This is a genomic window from Corynebacterium sp. NML98-0116, from assembly GCF_001767255.1.
Classification (GTDB): Bacteria; Actinomycetota; Actinomycetes; order Mycobacteriales; family Mycobacteriaceae; genus Corynebacterium; species Corynebacterium pseudogenitalium.
Map to the genome: position 1 here is coordinate 1,221,843 of NZ_CP017639.1, position 16,827 is coordinate 1,238,669.

Annotated in this window: 12 protein-coding genes and 1 tRNA gene; 3 read left to right on the top strand and 10 right to left on the bottom strand. The window is 55.4% G+C overall.

The annotated features are described in order from the left end of the window. Positions 1–15 precede the first annotated feature (15 nt). The 3 genes from rpmI to uvrA all read right to left on the bottom strand — a co-directional run bounded on the left by rpmI (position 16) and on the right by uvrA (position 3,903). Positions 16–210, bottom strand: a complete 195-nt coding sequence (gene rpmI / locus BJP05_RS05460) for a 50S ribosomal protein L35 (protein WP_070362525.1) — start codon at positions 208–210, stop codon at positions 16–18. Positions 211–241: 31 nt separating this feature from the next. Then, positions 242–790, bottom strand: coding sequence for a translation initiation factor IF-3 (gene infC, locus BJP05_RS05465; RefSeq protein WP_083290943.1), 549 nt, complete (start codon positions 788–790; stop codon positions 242–244). Between the two features lie 260 nt (positions 791–1,050). Beyond that, the gene (gene uvrA / locus BJP05_RS05470) at positions 1,051–3,903 is read right to left on the bottom strand and encodes an excinuclease ABC subunit UvrA (RefSeq protein ID WP_070362527.1); all 2,853 of its coding nucleotides are present in this window, start codon (positions 3,901–3,903) and stop codon (positions 1,051–1,053) included. A 108-nt stretch (positions 3,904–4,011) separates the two neighbouring features. Here uvrA and BJP05_RS05475 point away from each other — a divergent pair, with 108 nt between their 5' ends. The 3 genes from BJP05_RS05475 to BJP05_RS05485 all read left to right on the top strand — a co-directional run bounded on the left by BJP05_RS05475 (position 4,012) and on the right by BJP05_RS05485 (position 8,023). Further along, positions 4,012–4,632, top strand: a complete 621-nt coding sequence (locus BJP05_RS05475; protein ID WP_070362528.1) for an MBL fold metallo-hydrolase — start codon at positions 4,012–4,014, stop codon at positions 4,630–4,632. Between the two features lie 82 nt (positions 4,633–4,714). Continuing rightward, positions 4,715–5,755 carry a DoxX family protein gene (locus BJP05_RS05480; protein ID WP_070362529.1) on the top strand — a complete coding sequence of 347 codons (1,041 nt, stop codon included), beginning with the start codon at positions 4,715–4,717 and terminating at the stop codon, positions 5,753–5,755. A gap of 72 nt (positions 5,756–5,827) precedes the next feature. Then, a complete protein-coding gene (locus BJP05_RS05485; protein ID WP_070362530.1) occupies positions 5,828–8,023 on the top strand; it encodes a UvrD-helicase domain-containing protein in 2,196 nt (731 codons plus the stop codon). A 47-nt stretch (positions 8,024–8,070) separates the two neighbouring features. Here BJP05_RS05485 and BJP05_RS05490 read toward each other — a convergent pair whose 3' ends face one another. The 7 genes from BJP05_RS05490 to BJP05_RS05520 form a co-directional block, all read right to left on the bottom strand. Continuing rightward, positions 8,071–8,514, bottom strand: a complete 444-nt coding sequence (locus BJP05_RS05490; RefSeq protein WP_070362531.1) for a universal stress protein — start codon at positions 8,512–8,514, stop codon at positions 8,071–8,073. Between the two features lie 107 nt (positions 8,515–8,621). Further along, positions 8,622–9,080, bottom strand: a complete 459-nt coding sequence (locus BJP05_RS05495; RefSeq protein WP_070362532.1) for a universal stress protein — start codon at positions 9,078–9,080, stop codon at positions 8,622–8,624. An 18-nt stretch (positions 9,081–9,098) separates the two neighbouring features. Continuing rightward, complete coding sequence (uvrB, locus tag BJP05_RS05500) at positions 9,099–11,198, bottom strand: excinuclease ABC subunit UvrB (RefSeq protein ID WP_070362533.1); 2,100 nt, start codon at positions 11,196–11,198, stop codon at positions 9,099–9,101. Positions 11,199–11,229: 31 nt separating this feature from the next. Beyond that, a complete protein-coding gene (coaE, locus tag BJP05_RS05505; protein WP_070362534.1) occupies positions 11,230–11,844 on the bottom strand; it encodes a dephospho-CoA kinase in 615 nt (204 codons plus the stop codon). Positions 11,845–11,911: 67 nt separating this feature from the next. After that, the gene (rpsA, locus tag BJP05_RS05510) at positions 11,912–13,375 is read right to left on the bottom strand and encodes a 30S ribosomal protein S1 (RefSeq protein ID WP_070362535.1); all 1,464 of its coding nucleotides are present in this window, start codon (positions 13,373–13,375) and stop codon (positions 11,912–11,914) included. A gap of 636 nt (positions 13,376–14,011) precedes the next feature. After that, a complete protein-coding gene (polA, locus tag BJP05_RS05515; RefSeq protein WP_070362536.1) occupies positions 14,012–16,681 on the bottom strand; it encodes a DNA polymerase I in 2,670 nt (889 codons plus the stop codon). A gap of 41 nt (positions 16,682–16,722) precedes the next feature. Continuing rightward, a tRNA-Leu gene (locus tag BJP05_RS05520) sits at positions 16,723–16,796 on the bottom strand. Positions 16,797–16,827 lie beyond the last annotated feature (31 nt).

Below are 16,827 nucleotides of genomic sequence, written 5' to 3' on the forward strand. Positions count from 1 at the left end.
TAACTTGGGCAGTGCTTAGGACATGCCGAGGAGGCGCTTCATGCGCTTCACGTCGTTCTTAGCTACGTCGGTGGTACCCGAGAGCTTGCGACGACGCTTCGAAGACAGCTTCTCGTTCAGGTGGCGCTTACCAGCCTGCTCACGACGCAGCTTGCCCTTGCCGTTAACCTTGATGCGCTTTGCGGTGCCCTTGTGGGTCTTCTGCTTCATGTTGAAAGCCCTTCAGAGTTGAAAACTTGATCTATTTTTTGCCCTTGCGAGCAGGTCCGAATACCATCGTCATGTTTCGCCCGTCCTGCTTCGGACGGGACTCCACGACACCAACCTCTTGAATGTCGTCTGCAAGACGCTCGAGGAGGCGGTAGCCGAGTTCTGGGCGCGATTGCTCGCGGCCACGGAACATGATGGTGACTTTGACCTTGTTGCCCTTCTCTAGGAAGCGCTCCACATTGTTTTTCTTCGTCTGGTAGTCGTGCTCATCGATCTTAGGACGGAACTTCTGTTCCTTCACTACGGTCTGCTGCTGGTTCTTGCGGGCCTCGCGAGCCTTCTGATCCTGCTCATACTTGTATTTGCCGTAGTCCATGATCTTCGCCACGGGCGGCTTCGCCTTTGGCGCAACTTCGACGAGGTCAAGATCGGCCTCGTAAGCCAGTTTCCGAGCATCGTCGGTACGGACGATCCCTACCTGCTCGCCGGACGGGCCGACCAAGCGGACTTCCGGGACGCGGATACGATCGTTAATCCGAGCTTCAGCGCTGATGAGAACTCCTAAAACATAGAAACCAATGTGTGATCGCTACCAGACCACCAGTGATTCTGCGCAAAAGCACAAAACCCGCGCTATTACTAATAACGCGGGAGCTTTCCGTAGGCAACCAAAAAATGCTTTGGCTACCTTGACCCGTATCCTGATCACTATCGACCGGCATGGGGTGGGATTCACTCCACTTGTGGCCCAGGCACCTTTGTAAAGAATGCTCTGGGCGGTAGTGGTGAGAACTTTAATACATGAAGTTTATTCAAGCAAATCATGCATTCAAGCTGGATCTATTGCAATATCTCCTTCAAGAAAGCACCTGTATGAGACTTGCCATTACGTGCTACGTCTTCTGGCGTTCCCTGCGCGACCACCGTTCCACCGCCTGATCCCCCCTCAGGCCCCATGTCAATCACCCAGTCCGCCGACTTGATAACGTCCAGGTTGTGTTCGATCACCAACACAGTGTTGCCCTTTTCCACCAGGCCATTCAGCACAAGCATGAGCTTACGAATGTCTTCGAAGTGCAGCCCCGTAGTGGGCTCGTCGAGGATGTAAATTGTTCGGCCGTTAGTTCGCTTCTGCAATTCTGCCGCCAGCTTCACCCGCTGTGCCTCACCACCGGATAGCGTTGTCGCAGCCTGCCCAAGACGTACATAGCCCAGGCCGACGTCTACAAGCGTGTTGAGGTATCGATGGATTGACTGAATTGGCTCGAAGAACTCAGCTGCTTCAGAAATCGGCATATCGAGAACTTCGGCAATGTTCTTACCCTTATAGCGCACTTCGAGGGTTTCACGGTTGTATCGTGCTCCCTGGCACACCTCACACGGAACGTATACATCCGGTAGGAAGTTCATCTCAATCTTGATAGTGCCATCACCACGGCACGCTTCACAGCGCCCGCCTTTGACATTGAACGAGAATCGGCCAGCCTTGTAGCCGCGAACCTTTGACTCTTGTGTTTCCGCGAATAGGTTGCGGATCTTGTCAAACACCCCTGTATATGTCGCGGGGTTTGATCGTGGTGTACGTCCGATGGGACTCTGGTCGACTTGGACAAGTTTATCGAGATGGTCAAGGCCACTGACTTTCTTTACCCGTCCCGGGACTTGTCGAGCTCCATTGAGCTCATTCTGGAGAGTCTTAGCCAGAATCTGGTTTACCAGCGTAGACTTGCCAGACCCAGATACCCCAGTAACAGCTACCAACACTCCCAGTGGAATATCCACTGATACGTTCTTGAGGTTGTTCTCTCGCGCGCCCTCAACTCTCAGCTTGCGGTCTGCGTCTACCGGTCGACGCTGATCCGGGACCTCAATCTTTTTCCTGCCCGCAAGGTAGTCTCCGGTAATGGAGTTCTCTACTTCACGGATACCGTCGGGTTCTCCCTGGTAGACCACTTCCCCGCCGTATTCTCCGGCGAGCGGCCCGATGTCTACCAACCAATCAGCCTCACGGATCGTTTCCTCATCGTGTTCAACCACAACCAGCGTGTTCCCAAGGTCGCGAAGTTTCTTCAGAGTCTTAATCAGCCTCTGGTTATCCCGTTGATGCAAACCGATTGACGGCTCATCAAGCACGTACAGTACACCGGCAAGGCCAGACCCAATTTGCGTGGCCAGACGGATGCGCTGCGCTTCACCGCCCGACAGGGTGCCGGCTGACCGAGCGAGCGAGAGGTAACTCAGTCCTACGTCCAAGAGAAAGTGCAGCCGAGCTTGGATCTCTCGAAGTACCGCACCCGCGATCATTTCCTCACGGTAGCCAAGTACCAAATTATCAAGGTATTCGGACGCATCCTCAATGCTCAGTTCCGTAAGCCCGGCGATGGAGCGTTCACCATGCGTTGTTGAGTCGAGGCGAACGGCGAGAATCTCGGGCTTCAACCTAGCGCCCTTGCACGAAGGACACGGTACCTCTCGCGTATAAGCAAGCAGTCGGTCTTTCTGGGTATCGCTTTCGGCCTGCTCGAGCTTACGCTCCAGGTACCCAATGACGCCTTCATAAGCTGCGCTGAATGACCGCTGCCTGCCGTAGCGGTTCTTGTACCGCACGCTGATCTTGGTTTTGGAACCATTTACCAAATGCTTCTGCTGCGTTTTCGTCAGCGAGCTGAACGGAGCGTGAGCATCAAAGCCCTCCTCTTTTGCTAACGCTTCAATCAACTTGACGAAGTATCGCTTGTTCGGGCTGGAGTTCCATGGCTGGAAAGCATCAATTGCTGGTGCGTCTGGATCTGGAATAACGAGTTCTTCGTCAATCTTCTTCTGCGTCCCGAGACCATCACACGTTGGACAGGCACCAAACGGTGAGTTAAACGAGAACGCGCGCGGCTCGTACTCCTCAACGTTAAGTTTGTGCCCGTTCGGGCACGCCATCTTTTCAGAGAAGATCTGGATCCGATCAGGGTTGCCCTCATCGAAGTCAACGAATTCGAAGCCAACGAGGCCGTCGGCAAGTTTGAGTGCTGTCTCCACTGAGTCGGTGAGACGCTGCTTTTGGCTTTGCTTCACTTGAAGGCGGTCCACTACCACCGAAATCGTGTGTTTGACCTGCTTCTCAAGCTTCGGTGGATCGCTGAGCTGGTACAACTCGCCGTCCACGCTCACTCGAGAGTAACCCTGAGCGGCGAGATCCTTAAACAAGTCAACGAACTCGCCTTTACGCTTTCGTACTGCCGGGGCAAGGACTTGGAACTTGAGGCGCTCCTCCATCCCCAGCACGCGGTCCACAATTTGTTGCGGCGTCTGCCGTTCAATCACAGCGTCGCACTCTGGACAATGAGGAGTGCCAGCCCGCGAATAGAGCAGGCGAAGGTAATCGTAGATTTCGGTGATGGTACCTACAGTCGAACGGGGGTTACGGTTCGTCGATTTTTGGTCGATTGATACCGCGGGCGATAGCCCGTCAATGTAATCGACATCGGGCTTATCCATCTGTCCTAAGAACATCCGAGCATACGACGAAAGAGACTCAACGTATCGACGCTGTCCCTCCGCAAAGATCGTATCGAATGCCAGCGAGGACTTACCCGATCCAGACAGGCCTGTAAATACGGCCATCTTGTCCCTCGGCAGAGACACATCGACGCCCTTCAGGTTGTGTTCTCTTGCACCACGTACAACAAGACGGTCAGCCACCTAGATACCTCTTCCAGAAGATCGGTTCATTTTGTTCCGAACATACCAGCGTATACCACTTCGGTGATCACTGTTCTGGCGAGGAAAGAATTGACTAGGGTAGGCACCATGAATTCAGAATCAACTCCACTGCCCCAATTAGCACTGCACCAGGTTTCCGTCGGCTCGATGGACAACAACTGCTATCTCCTCTGCGCAGATGGCCAGGGCCTGCTTATCGACGCCGCTGACGACGCGTCGGCTATCCTCGCCATGGCCGAACTGGCCGGAGTCAAGATCACGGATGTATTAACGACGCATCGCCACCACGATCACGTGCGTGCATTGGCTGCAGTCCTAGAAGCAACGGGCGCTACACACTGGGCACCGTTCCTCGAGGTACCTGCCCTGCCTGCTCCTGTCGACCGCGAACTCCACGACGGCGACTCGATTTCGTTCGCAGGCCACGAGCTCCCAGTGGTAATTCTGCGTGGACATACCCCAGGTGGCGCAGCCGTGCACGCCGACCTCAAGGGGGTGCCTAACCTCTTTGTCGGTGATTCCCTTTTCCCTGGTGGGCTTGGGAAAACAAATTCCGAAGGCGACTTCGTGCGACTCTTCCGCGATGTCAAAGAAAAACTCTTCGACGCATATCCGGATGAGACAATTGTGTGGCCGGGCCATGGTAAATCCACTACGCTTGGTACAGAGCGTCCAGATTTAGATGTTTGGTGGAACCGTCGCTGGTAAAAGCGTAATCCGAATGTCGGACGTCACATAGAACGTATATACAGCGACCGGTACGTTGCGAAAAGAAAAGAGGAATGCATTTATGATTCGAAAACTCGCAAGGCCAATGCTCGCGTCCGTCTACATCGTTGACGGTGTTCAGACGCTGCGTGACCCAAATGCCAATAAAGAAAGCACGAAGGCGCTTTTAGATAAGGTCCGCGGTGCCGTTCCGAGCGAGTACCGTGGTCTGATCCCGAGCGACCCGAAGACGGCCGCTCAGGTCGTTGGTGGCATTAAAGCAGGTGCAGGCAGCCTCTTCGCCATCGGCAAGCTGCCACGCACTTCCGCTGCACTGCTCGCTGCGACTGCAATCCCCTCGATTATCGGGCGTAATGCCTTCTGGGAGGCTGACGAGGCGAATGAGAAGCAGCGTCGCCAGACTGGCGCGCTGACCGATGTCGCTCTCGCCGGTGGTGTGCTCCTCGCGACTGTGGACACTGCTGGCAAGCCAGGGCTGCAGTGGCGCGCCCAGCAGGCTGCCCGCACCGCGAAGAAGAACGTACAGCAGGCACTACCTACCCAGTCTGAGACCGAAAAGGCTCTGGGTAAAGCAAGTAACTGGCTGTCCGATACTGCAGATCAAGTGGTCGACTACGTCGATAACAACAAGGATGACTGGAAGAAGCAGGCCTCTAAGTTTGCGGACCAGGCATCTGACGCAGCTGAGGGCTTCTGGCAGGATGCGGGCAAGCAAACCTCCTCGTTCCTTTCTGATGCGGGTGACTGGATGGAGGATGTTTCCGATAGCGCTCAAGACACCTACAAGGACTTGAAGCCAAGCAAACTCCAGCAGTTCAAGGCAAAGCGCAAGGTCAACAGCGTTGTTGGGGATCTCCAGGACAAGCTGGAGAGCCTCGAGCCAAGCAAGTTGGACCAGTTCAAGGCAAAGCGCAAGGTAAAGAAGAGCACCGCGAAGCTGCAGGACCGTGCCCAGAGCGCGGTTGACTCCCTGCAGGATGCCTTCGACAACTTGGATGTTGCGCCGTCAAAGTGCAAGCAGTGGAAGTGGAAGCGTAAGGCTAAGAAGGCCGAAAAGCGCGCGAACAAGCTGGTAAAGAAGGTTCAGAAGAAGCTCAGCTAATCTGACTTTCTGTAGTACACCCCGTGGCCGCATAGTTGTGGTTGCGGGGTGGCTTTTACTTTGAAGGAGATTATGTTCACCGTGTCAGAGCAAGAGGTTGCTCGCGAACAGCACTACGTCGACGGTCTATTTTCTCGTCTTGACGATGAAGTATCGAAAGCCCAAGCCAAACTGGAAGCGGTGCAACGAGATGTCGACCCTGACAACCCAGATTCTGATGCGCTCGTCCGGCGCGAAACCGAATATCATGGGCTGAATGCAAAACTCGATGCACTCAACCTGGCAGAAGTTGGCTTAGTTTTTGGCCGAATTGATGTGGAGGACGAGTCACCGGAGAATCTAGTCCCTAACAGCGACAATCTTGACCGACGCTATATAGGCCGGATGGGCATCGACGCCCCCGAAGACAAGTACCGGACGCTCCTCATCGATTGGCGTGCACCCATGGCACGGTCGTTTTACCTCGCAACGACGGCGCACCCTTCAGGCGTGCAAACCCGGCGAAACATCCGTATGAGGGGCCGCACGGTGGAAGCTATTGACGACGAGGTCCTCTCCGGCACAGGTACGGGCGTTGAAGCCTCGGGTGTCGGATCCGAGGCTGCGCTGCGACGCGCCATGAATCGGCCACGCACTGCGCACATGCAATCCATCGTTGAGACAATCCAGCGTGAACAGGATGCCGTCATTCGTGACGCTACGCGTGGAGTGATGGTTGTCGAGGGTGGTCCAGGTACTGGCAAGACTGCAGTCGCTCTTCATCGTGTTGCGTATCTGCTCTATACTTGGCGAGCGCAGCTGGCGAAGACCGGCGTCTTGGTTCTTGGCCCCAATACCGTCTTTTTGGACTACATCTCGCGAGTTCTTCCGGAGCTCGGCGAGACCGGCGTAGTGCTTTCCACCATCTCAGACTTAATCCCCGGTTTTACCCCGGAAGGTAGCGAGTCGCTTGCTGCACGGGAAGTCAAAGGCTCGATTGAGATGGTCACGATTCTCAAGCGGGCTGTGCAGTCATATGAGACGGTTCCGGAGCGCGCGGTAACCCTTTCAATTGAGAACGTTCCCGTCGCTGCGACGCCGGCCATGGTTAAGGCAGCCAGAACCAAAGCACGACGGTCACGTCGTCCTCATAATGAAGCACGAGCCGTGTTTGCGGAACATCTTTGCGAACTTCTTGCGCAAGCACTTGCCAACACCATTGGTGCGGACCCTCTAGGCGGTGAGAATCTGTTATCTGCTGCGGACGTCGATCAGCTCCACGATGACCTGGCTGAAGAATCCCAGGTCCGAGAGTTTATTGACGCCCACTTCCCCACTCTGTCGCCTGCAGAAGTACTACGCAATCTGCTTGAAGACCGCGACGCAATCGCAGCTGTCGCGTATGACTACGACGACTACACACAAGATGCCCTCTTTCGGGAGCCTGGTGCGGCAACAGCCCCGTCGGATGCTGCGTTACTCGACGAGCTGTCGATTCTTATTGGTAGTAGCCCAGCGGAGGGTATTCGTGACCCCGATGACGATGCGTGGCAACAGCAGGTGGCCGAGGCAGAGGACGCGTTGGACGTCTTGGCTTCATCCGAGTCCACTGACAACGATGACGACCAGTTCGAGGCTGAGATCCTTTCTGCATCAGACGTCATTGATGCGGAAACGCTCGCGCAGCGCCAGGCGAGCACCGATATCCGTTCGACCGCAGAGCGCGCACGCGCAGATCGCACATGGGCCTATGGGCATGTGATCGTGGATGAGGCACAAGAGCTCTCACCGATGGAATGGCGGATGGTGTTTCGGCGCTGCCCATCAAAGTGGATGACATTAGTTGGAGACACCGCGCAGACTTCTTCGCCTGCGGGTTCAGACGACTGGTCAGCAACGCTGGAACCGTTTGTTGGCTCGCGTTTCCGCACGCATACCTTGAGTGTGAACTACCGGACTCCGTCGGAGATTATGGAGTACGCCGCGAAAGTTCTTCACGCGATCGACTCAGAGGCAGCGGTCCCTGAGAGTATTCGAAGCACTGGGCAACCCGTCGAGTTTTGGCCTTCCGGCACCACCCCAGAAACTGTCGCAACATACGAGGATGGGCGCACGACAGCGATCATCGACAAGTCAAATGTCGATGCGATGAAGGGACTCGAATTTGACCATGTAGTACTAATAGAACCCCAAGAAATTATCGACGCCTCTCCGCAAGGTTGGCAAGACCTCTACGTGGCGATGACCCGAGCAACTCAAAGCCTCGCCGTCATCGGTGAGATGCCATAGAACAACCTCCGGCCATGCAGTTGGCCGGAGGTTGTTACATGAAGACGTTAGCTGACGGTATGTACGATCATGACGTCGCAGTCCGATTGGCGAGCAACGTCTGCTGGGACAGACCCCAGCAGGCGACCGGTCAGAGAGTTGATACCGCGGTTACCGACCACCAGCAGTTCCGCATTGTTGTCACGAACAATCGCCATCAGAGCCTCTACTGGAGTACCCGGACGGGTCGCAGTCTGCACGTCTTTTGCTCCGTGCTGTCGCGCATGTTCTGCTGCCGCTTCAAGATTTGCCAACGCGTCCTTGTCACCGAGGATGGTGACCGAATCTTGTCGCAGGCTCTTCGTCGCGTCCGCTTCCGTTTCGTAATACGCGGTACCGATCACTAGGGTGGCACCAAATGCACTCGCCATTTTTGCAGCACGCTCAACGGCGAGCAGTGAAGACTTGGACCCGTCGGACCCTACGACGATGGTCTTGTAGTAATTGGCCATAGCTGTATTCTTGAGACCTTTCCTGATTCAGCTGTCGCTCGCTGGATAACGGTGGCGCCAACAAGCACGGTCAAATTTATAGTACCTGGTTCTCGCGCGGATGAAGGCTAGTCATGGCCTTCAGCTCGGGTGTCAACGAGCATGACATCAACCGGCGCCTTCTTTGCCACGCTACCTGGGATGTTGCCGAAGACTCGACCGGCGAGGGACCGCATTCCTTTGTTTCCAACCACGAGGAGATCTACGCTGTATTCCTTTACTGATTCCAGCAGTACATTCGCAGGCTGGCCGCCACTGGAGACCAAGTTAATCTCTGGTGCCTGTTCTTCGACTGCGATCGCCTTCGCACGCCTCAAGATATCCTCGGCGCCCGATTCCGTCACGATATCGATCTTGCTCAGCTCCGCGTTGGTTGCGTTCAGCATCGAGCCCGACGCTGTGTAGTGAGCACAGATAACTGTGAGCTTCGCGTCATACACGCGGGCCAGGCTCGCAGCAGCACGAACCGCAACAAGCGAAGTTGGTGAACCGTCAGTACCGACAGCAATCGACTTATAGGTATGCATAGATTCCTCGAACCTTTCTTAGTTTCCTGTATCTTTCATACCACGAAGTTCCTTTCGGAGATCAGCAATTTCATCACGCAGTCTGCCGGCGAGCTCAAACTTCAACTCGCGAGCTGCTGCACCCATTTGCTTCGTAAGGTCGTCGATCAATGCTTGTACCTGATCAGAGGCCATCTCGGACACGTCTGGCTTCGATACAACTGCAGTATCCGAGGCAACGCCATTTTCAGCTTCACCGTCAGTGTTCTCATATACCTGATCCAAAATGTCGGCAATCTTCTTGCGCAGCGGCTGCGGATCGATCCCATGTTCTTTGTTGTACGCCAACTGAATTTCGCGACGCCGCTCTGTCTCACTGATTGCTTCCTCCATCGACTCAGTGACCTGGTCGGCGTACATGATGACCTCTCCAGATACGTTACGAGCTGCGCGCCCGATAGTCTGAATCAGCGACTTGGTCGAACGCAGGAACCCTTCCTTGTCGGCGTCGAGAATTGCAACAAGTGAAACTTCCGGCAAGTCGAGACCCTCTCGCAGCAGGTTGATGCCAACGAGGACGTCAAACTCTCCAAGCCTCAGCTGGCGGAGCAGCTCAACGCGCTGCAGCGTATCAATGTCAGAGTGCAGGTAGCGCACCTTTACCCCGTTATCCAGGAGATAGTCAGTCAAGTCCTCAGCCATGCGCTTCGTCAAGGTAGTGACCAGCACGCGCTCGTTCTTCTCCACCCGGACGCGAATCTCGTCAATCAGGTCGTCGATTTGTCCCTTCGTCGGTTTCACCGTGACCTTTGGATCGACGAGGCCTGTTGGGCGAATAACCTGCTCAACAAACTCGCCGTGTGCTGCTTCGAGCTCGTAATCGCCCGGTGTCGCGGACATGTACACCGTCTGCCCCACGCGCGATTCAAACTCATCGAAGGTCAACGGACGGTTGTCGACGGCGCTCGGCAGCCGGAATCCAAATTCCACGAGGTTGCGCTTCCTCGACATATCGCCTTCAAACATTCCTCCAATTTGCGGGACGGTCACGTGAGACTCGTCGATAATTGTGAGGAAGTCTTCCGGGAAGTAGTCGATGAGCGTCGCTGGCGCCGATCCTGCCTCGCGGCCGTCCATGTGACGAGAATAGTTCTCAATGCCTGAGCAGAAGCCGACCTGCTGAATCATCTCGAGGTCATACTCGGTGCGCATCCGAAGTCGCTGAGCCTCAAGTAGTTTTCCGCGGTTCTCAAGGTCCTCTAAACGGTCTGCAAGCTCTTCTTTGATGGATTCGATCGCCTTTTCCATTCGCTCTTCAGTGGCCACGTAGTGGGTAGCAGGAAAGATCCGAAGCTCATCTTCTTGGCTCAGCACGTCTCCCATGAGCGGATGAATGTAATACAAGCTGTCAATCTCGTCTCCGAAGAACTCAACCCGAACCGCGACTTCCTCATACGCGGGAATGATATCGACGACGTCGCCCTTTACTCGGAACGTACCGCGTTTGAAGTCAATATCGTTGCGCTCGTACTGGATATCAACGAGTAATCGAAGGAAGCGGTCACGCTCAACCTCTTCCCCCACGCGCAGCACCACAGAGCGATCAAGGTAGGACTGCGGCGTACCAAGGCCGTAGATACAAGAGACTGACGACACCACCACTACGTCACGACGCGACAGCAATGCGGAGGTAGCTGAGTGACGCAGGCGTTCTACATCATCATTAATGGAGGAATCTTTTTCGATGTATGTATCCGTCTGAGCGATATATGCCTCTGGTTGGTAATAGTCGTAGTACGAGACGAAGTACTCAACCGCGTTGTTTGGGAGGAGCTGCCGAAGCTCATTTGCTAGCTGCGCGGCGAGCGTCTTGTTCGGAGCCATCACGAGCGTTGGGCGCTGCTGCTTTTCAATCAGCCACGCTGCCGTCGCCGACTTGCCGGTGCCGGTGGCACCCATGAGGACGACGTCTTCTTCTCCCCGGTTGAGACGTTCATCTAGCTCTGCGATCGCTTTAGGCTGATCACCCGATGGCTCAAACTCCGAGACGACTTCAAAGGGCTTTTCTCGACGCTCGATCTCGCCTACTGGTCGAAACTCCGAATGTGCCAGGACCGGATGCTCTGCTGCAAATGCCATGCAGCTCAGTCTAATGACTCAACCAGATTCCTCAACGTTGATGCTGCAACAATTCTCGCTCGACATAGTCGACCAAAGCATCCACCTGCGGAGCGAGCTCAGACAACGGACCGTTATTGTCAATCACGTAGTCAGCGGCCGCAAGTCGATCGTCGTCATCAATCTGCCGTGCTATACGGGAACGGGCGTCTGCCTCCGATAGACCGCGCAATTGAACCAGCCGCCTCACTCGCTCTTCCTCGTTCACATCGACTACAACGGTGAAGTCCATCTGACGGTGCAGCCCAAGCTCTACAAGCAGTGGCATATCGTACACAGCAACCCGGGCTCCTTCAGCTTCAGCGGCGTCGAACTGCCGTGATGACTCCTTGCGAATCGCAGGATGCGTAATCGAATTCAGCTTCTGCGTCTGTTCCTCCGAGACAAACGCCCGCTGCGCCAGCAACTTTCGGTTCAAAACACCGGAAGCGTCCACCAGGTCATCGCCGAATGCAGCAGCCACCTCTTTTAGCCCATCGCTTCCTGGTTGCAGAACATCGCGCGCGATACGGTCAGCATCGACTACGACGAAGCCACGCTCACGTAACAACGCGGCAACGGACGACTTTCCGCTTCCGATTCCTCCGGTAAGCCCAATTTTCAACATGCGTCACATAATAGGCGAAAACCCCTTCCTGGATTCCAGGAAGGGGTCGTCGATTAGCTAATAAAGACTAGTTGCCAGCGAGCTTGTCGCGAAGTGCTGCGAGCTGCTCGTCAGATGCGAGCGAGCCACCTGCGCTAGCGGTCTCATCCGCTGCCGGAGCTGCAGCGTTGGACTGCGAGGAGTAGTTCGCCTGGTCACCCGCCTGCTCTGCCGCCTCGGCAGCAGCAGCGCGATGACGCTCGATCTGTGCAGTGTGCGCCTGGAAGCGGCGCTCAGCCTCTGCGTAGCGAGCCTCCCACTGCTGACGAGCCTCGTCGAAGCCCTCCATCCACTCGTTGGTCTCCGGATCGAAGCCCTCTGGGAAGATGTAGTTGCCCTGCTCGTCGTAGGAATCAGCCATGCCGTAGCGGGACGGATCGAACTCTTCGTTGTAATCCTCGTCCGCCTGCTTCAGCGACAGCGAGATACGACGACGGTCGAGATCGATGTCGATGACCTTGACCATGACCTCTTCGCCAACGTTGACAACCTGGTCCGGTACCTCGACGTGGCGCTGTGCCAGCTCGGAGATGTGAACCAGACCCTCGATGCCCTCTTCGACGCGAACGAACGCACCGAATGGAACAAGCTTGGTGACCTTGCCCGGCACGATCTGGCCGACAGCGTGGGTGCGTGCGAACACGCGCCATGGGTCCTCCTGGGTCGCCTTCAGCGACAGGGAAACACGCTCACGGTCGAGATCGACGTCGAGAACCTCAACGGTAACCTCATCGCCGACGGTGACAACCTCAGATGGGTGGTCGATGTGCTTCCAGGACAGCTCGGAAACGTGAACCAGGCCGTCTACGCCGCCAAGGTCCACGAAAGCACCGAAGTTGACGATGGAAGAAACAACGCCCTTGCGTACCTGACCCTTCTGCAGCTGGTGCAGGAAGTCGGAACGAACAGCGGACTGCGTCTCTTCGAGGTATGCACGGCGGGACAGGACCACGTTGTTGCGGTGCTTGTCCAGCTCGATGATCTTTGCCTCGAGCTCCTGGCCAATGTATGGATCCAGGTCACGGACGCGACGCATCTCAACGAGCGACGCAGGCAAGAAGCCACGAAGACCGATGTCGAGGATGAGGCCACCCTTGACAACCTCGATGACCGTACCAGTAACTGGCTGGTCGTTCTTCTGCAGCTCTTCGATGGTGCCCCAAGCACGCTCGTACTGAGCACGCTTCTTGGAGAGCAGGAGGCGACCTTCCTTGTCCTCCTTGGTCAGGACCAGTGCGTCGATCTCGTCGCCGACCTGGACAACTTCGTCCGGGTCAACGTCATGCTTGATCGACAGCTCACGGGTAGGGATAACACCCTCAGTCTTGTAGCCGATGTCAAGGAGAACCTCATCGTGGTCAACCTTAACTACGGTGCCGGAGACGATGTCACCATCATTGAAGTACTTGATGGTTGCGTCTACAGCGGCGAGAAATTCCTCAGGTCCGCCGATATCGTTGATTGCGACCTGTGGTGCGTTGGAAGTGCGCATAAGTTAAATGTGCTCCGAAATTGAAATAGGAGATCGTATTTGGACAGGGGCATATCATCTCTTACCAGCGCGGAAAGATCCCGCAATATGAGCCGGTGATGCCCTCCTATTACGACACCACGAGACCTATTGCCCAGATATGCTCGTGCAAGAATATCGCCTTTGCCCAGCTCGCGCAAATATCAACACTCGGATAAATCCCCATCAGGTCGACCGTTAAGGCAAACAACACATCCTTCACCGAACTCGCCAACTGAGAACGCCGTAAGTCTGCCGCACCGCCGATAAGGCGCAAACTCGCAGGTCAAAGCGATACACTCGCCATCCCACACCCCCATAATTAGTCAATATTTTGTTTAATGTAGTCCATTTTTGGCCAATTCTCTTACGTTCCCCACAGACGTCTGTTAGTGTTTTCATTGCCACGATCAAGGCGCAGCAGCGATAGATAAGGCCAATCTAGAGCTGTGAAACCTCGCGAGGTGAACCGTGGCACCGCTTCTCGGGGGAACTCGGGGGAAGAAGCGGTTGATGGGGGAAGGCAGTCCCAGACGGATTGAGAAGGAGGCTCTGGGACCGTCTCGGGGCTATAGAGCGGAATAATGGGGGCCGCTCTATAGCCCCGCACTTCCCGCCCTAATGGCCAGCATCCTGCCAGTTCTCTCCGTATCCGGTAGAAACCTCGAGCGGCACGTTGAGTTCAATAGCGCGATCCATCTCCCGCTCAACAATCTCACGCACTTCATCGAGCTCACCCGGAGCGACTTCAACAACCAACTCGTCATGCACTTGCAACAGCACACGGGACTCGTAGTCAGCCAACGCTCGGTCAACGTGAATCATCGCTACTTTAATGATGTCTGCGGCAGTACCTTGGATAGGAGCATTCAGGGCCGCCCGCTCAGCATTTTCTCGGGCGACTCGGTTGTCACTGTTGAGCTCAGGCAGGTAGCGTCGGCGCCCAAACACAGTTGCGGTGTATCCATCCTTTCTGGCTTTCTCGACGACCGAGTCCAGATAGTGCTTCACCCCACCGAAACGGTGGAAGTAACTCTCCATGATTTCCTTGGCTTCACCTGGCGAGATCGAGAGCTGCGCGGCGAGGCCGTACGCAGAGAGCCCATAAACCAAACCATATGACATTGCCTTGACCCGACGGCGTAGCTCGGGCGTCACGGCGTCGATAGCAACATCAAATACCTGTGAACCGACGTAGTTGTGCAGGTCTTCGCCATCCTTGTACGCGGAGATGAGCCCCTTGTCCCCGGATAGGTGCGCCATCACTCGCATCTCAATCTGTGAGTAATCAGCGGTCAGAAGATACTCATACCCCTTACCAACGGTGAATGCTGCTCGAATCTTTTGACCTGTCTCTGTACGGACGGGAATATTCTGCAGGTTTGGATCAGTCGAACTCAGTCGGCCCGTTGAAGTCACGGTTTGGTTGAAGGTTGTGTGAATTCGGCCATCACTATGTACCGCCTTGATAAGCCCCTCGATTGTGGACTTCATCTTCTGAAACTCACGATGTGCCAACAGATGATCAAGGAACGGATGCGGATTCTTTTCTGCAAGCGCCTCGATCTCCTTGGCTGCCGTCGAATACCCAGTCTTCGTTTTCTTGGTTTTAGGCAAGTCGAGTTTGTCGAAAAGGACGACAGAAAGCTGCTTCGGACTCGAAAGGTTGAGAGCTGGCTCGTCGACAAGCGTGCGGGCCTCTCCTTCTACCTGGGCAACCTTGTCAGTAAACTCCTTGCGAAGATTTTCAAGAGCTTCGATATCAACAGCCACGCCGACGTCCTCCATCCTGGCAAGAATGGGTACAAGTGGCAGCTCCAGGTCGGCATACAGCGCGTAAGAGTCGATTTCACGAAGCTCTTGAGCAAGATGTTGCGCCAGTTCCAGCACAGCAACGGCGGCATCAACCTGTGAAGTTTGATCCAACAGACTGAGTTGCTCTTGCCCTACGTCCAACTGTCGCTGCAAGTGACGCTGGTATACATCGGCCAGCGCATAGGTGCGCTGCCCCGGGCGAAGCAGGTAGGCAGCAATCGCTGTGTCATGCGCAATCCCGCTGAGTGCGATGCCTCTGCCCCGCAACATGTGATACATAGCTTTACCGTTGTGGAGGTACTTGGGGTCATCTGACTCCAACCAGTCCTTCAGCGCAGCATCCTCTTCAGGGGTAAGCTCCGCTGTTTCGCGTTGGATGCCGTGCCGCTCCTTATCGACGATCCCAATCGCAGTAGCATCACCGTTTGCCGGCACCGGACTACCGTCCACATACAGTGCTAATCCTTGCCCCCTATGGGAAGCGATCCATTCGTCCAACGGCCCTTCGTCGATCACAACTTCTGGAAGCTCCACAGGCAAATGCTCTTCGGCGTCCCCTTCCGTAGGAAGCGCGGATAGCACACGTTCGCGAAGATTCGTGCCGAACTCCAAAGAATCAAACCGCTTCGCAATAGCACCGATGTCTACGGCCTTTAGCTCCAAGTCATTTGGCGTAACAGGGAGCTCCACGTCGGTGACCATCTGCGTGAGTTCACGATTGAGCTGCACTTGCTCGATACGGTCTCGGAAGTTTTGACCTGCGACTCCCTTGATTTCATCCGCGTGGTTAACGAGTTCTGCAAGCGAACCGTATTGCGTGATCCACTTTGTCGCCGTCTTCTCCCCGACCTTCGGAACCGAGGGGAGGTTATCAGACGGGTCTCCCCGAAGCGCCGCAAAATCCGGATACTGTGCCGGAGTCAGCCCGTACTTCTCCTCGACCTTGTCCGGAGTGAAACGTGTCATCGTCGAAACCCCGCGCATCGGGTACAACAGCGTCGTTGAATCGTCTACCAGTTGTAGGTAGTCACGGTCCCCTGAAACCAAGACAATTTCGAAATCCTGATCAGCGCGAGCCAGGTGCACCAGCGTCGCCACGATATCGTCAGCTTCAAAATTCTCCTTCGACAAGCTGATGATTCCGAGGTCCTCAAGACACTCCTGAATCAGCGGAACCTGCCCCTTAAACTCTGGCGGAGTGGATTCGCGCTGAGCTTTGTACTCCGGAAAACGTTCCGTTCGAAACGTCTTGCGCCCCACATCGAACGCCACACCAATATGCGTCGGTGCTTCTTGCGCCACAACGTTGGCGAACATCGACAAGAAGCCATACACCGCATTCGTTGTTTGGCCACCGGTCGTCGAAAAGTTTTCAGCAGGCAGAGCGTAGAACGCTCGAAATGCCATGGAGTGTCCGTCAATGAGCAATAACCGTTTCTTCACGGCCCCTAGTGTAGACGTACGTCCCGACATGACGACTCAAACAAGAAAACCCGGCTTATGGCCGGGTGTTGTGCCCCAGGTGAGACTCGAACTCACACTGGACGGGTTTTGAATCCGTTGCCTCTGCCAATTGGGCTACTGGGGCGACGTCGCAAAGTATATAGCAGGCAAGCGCT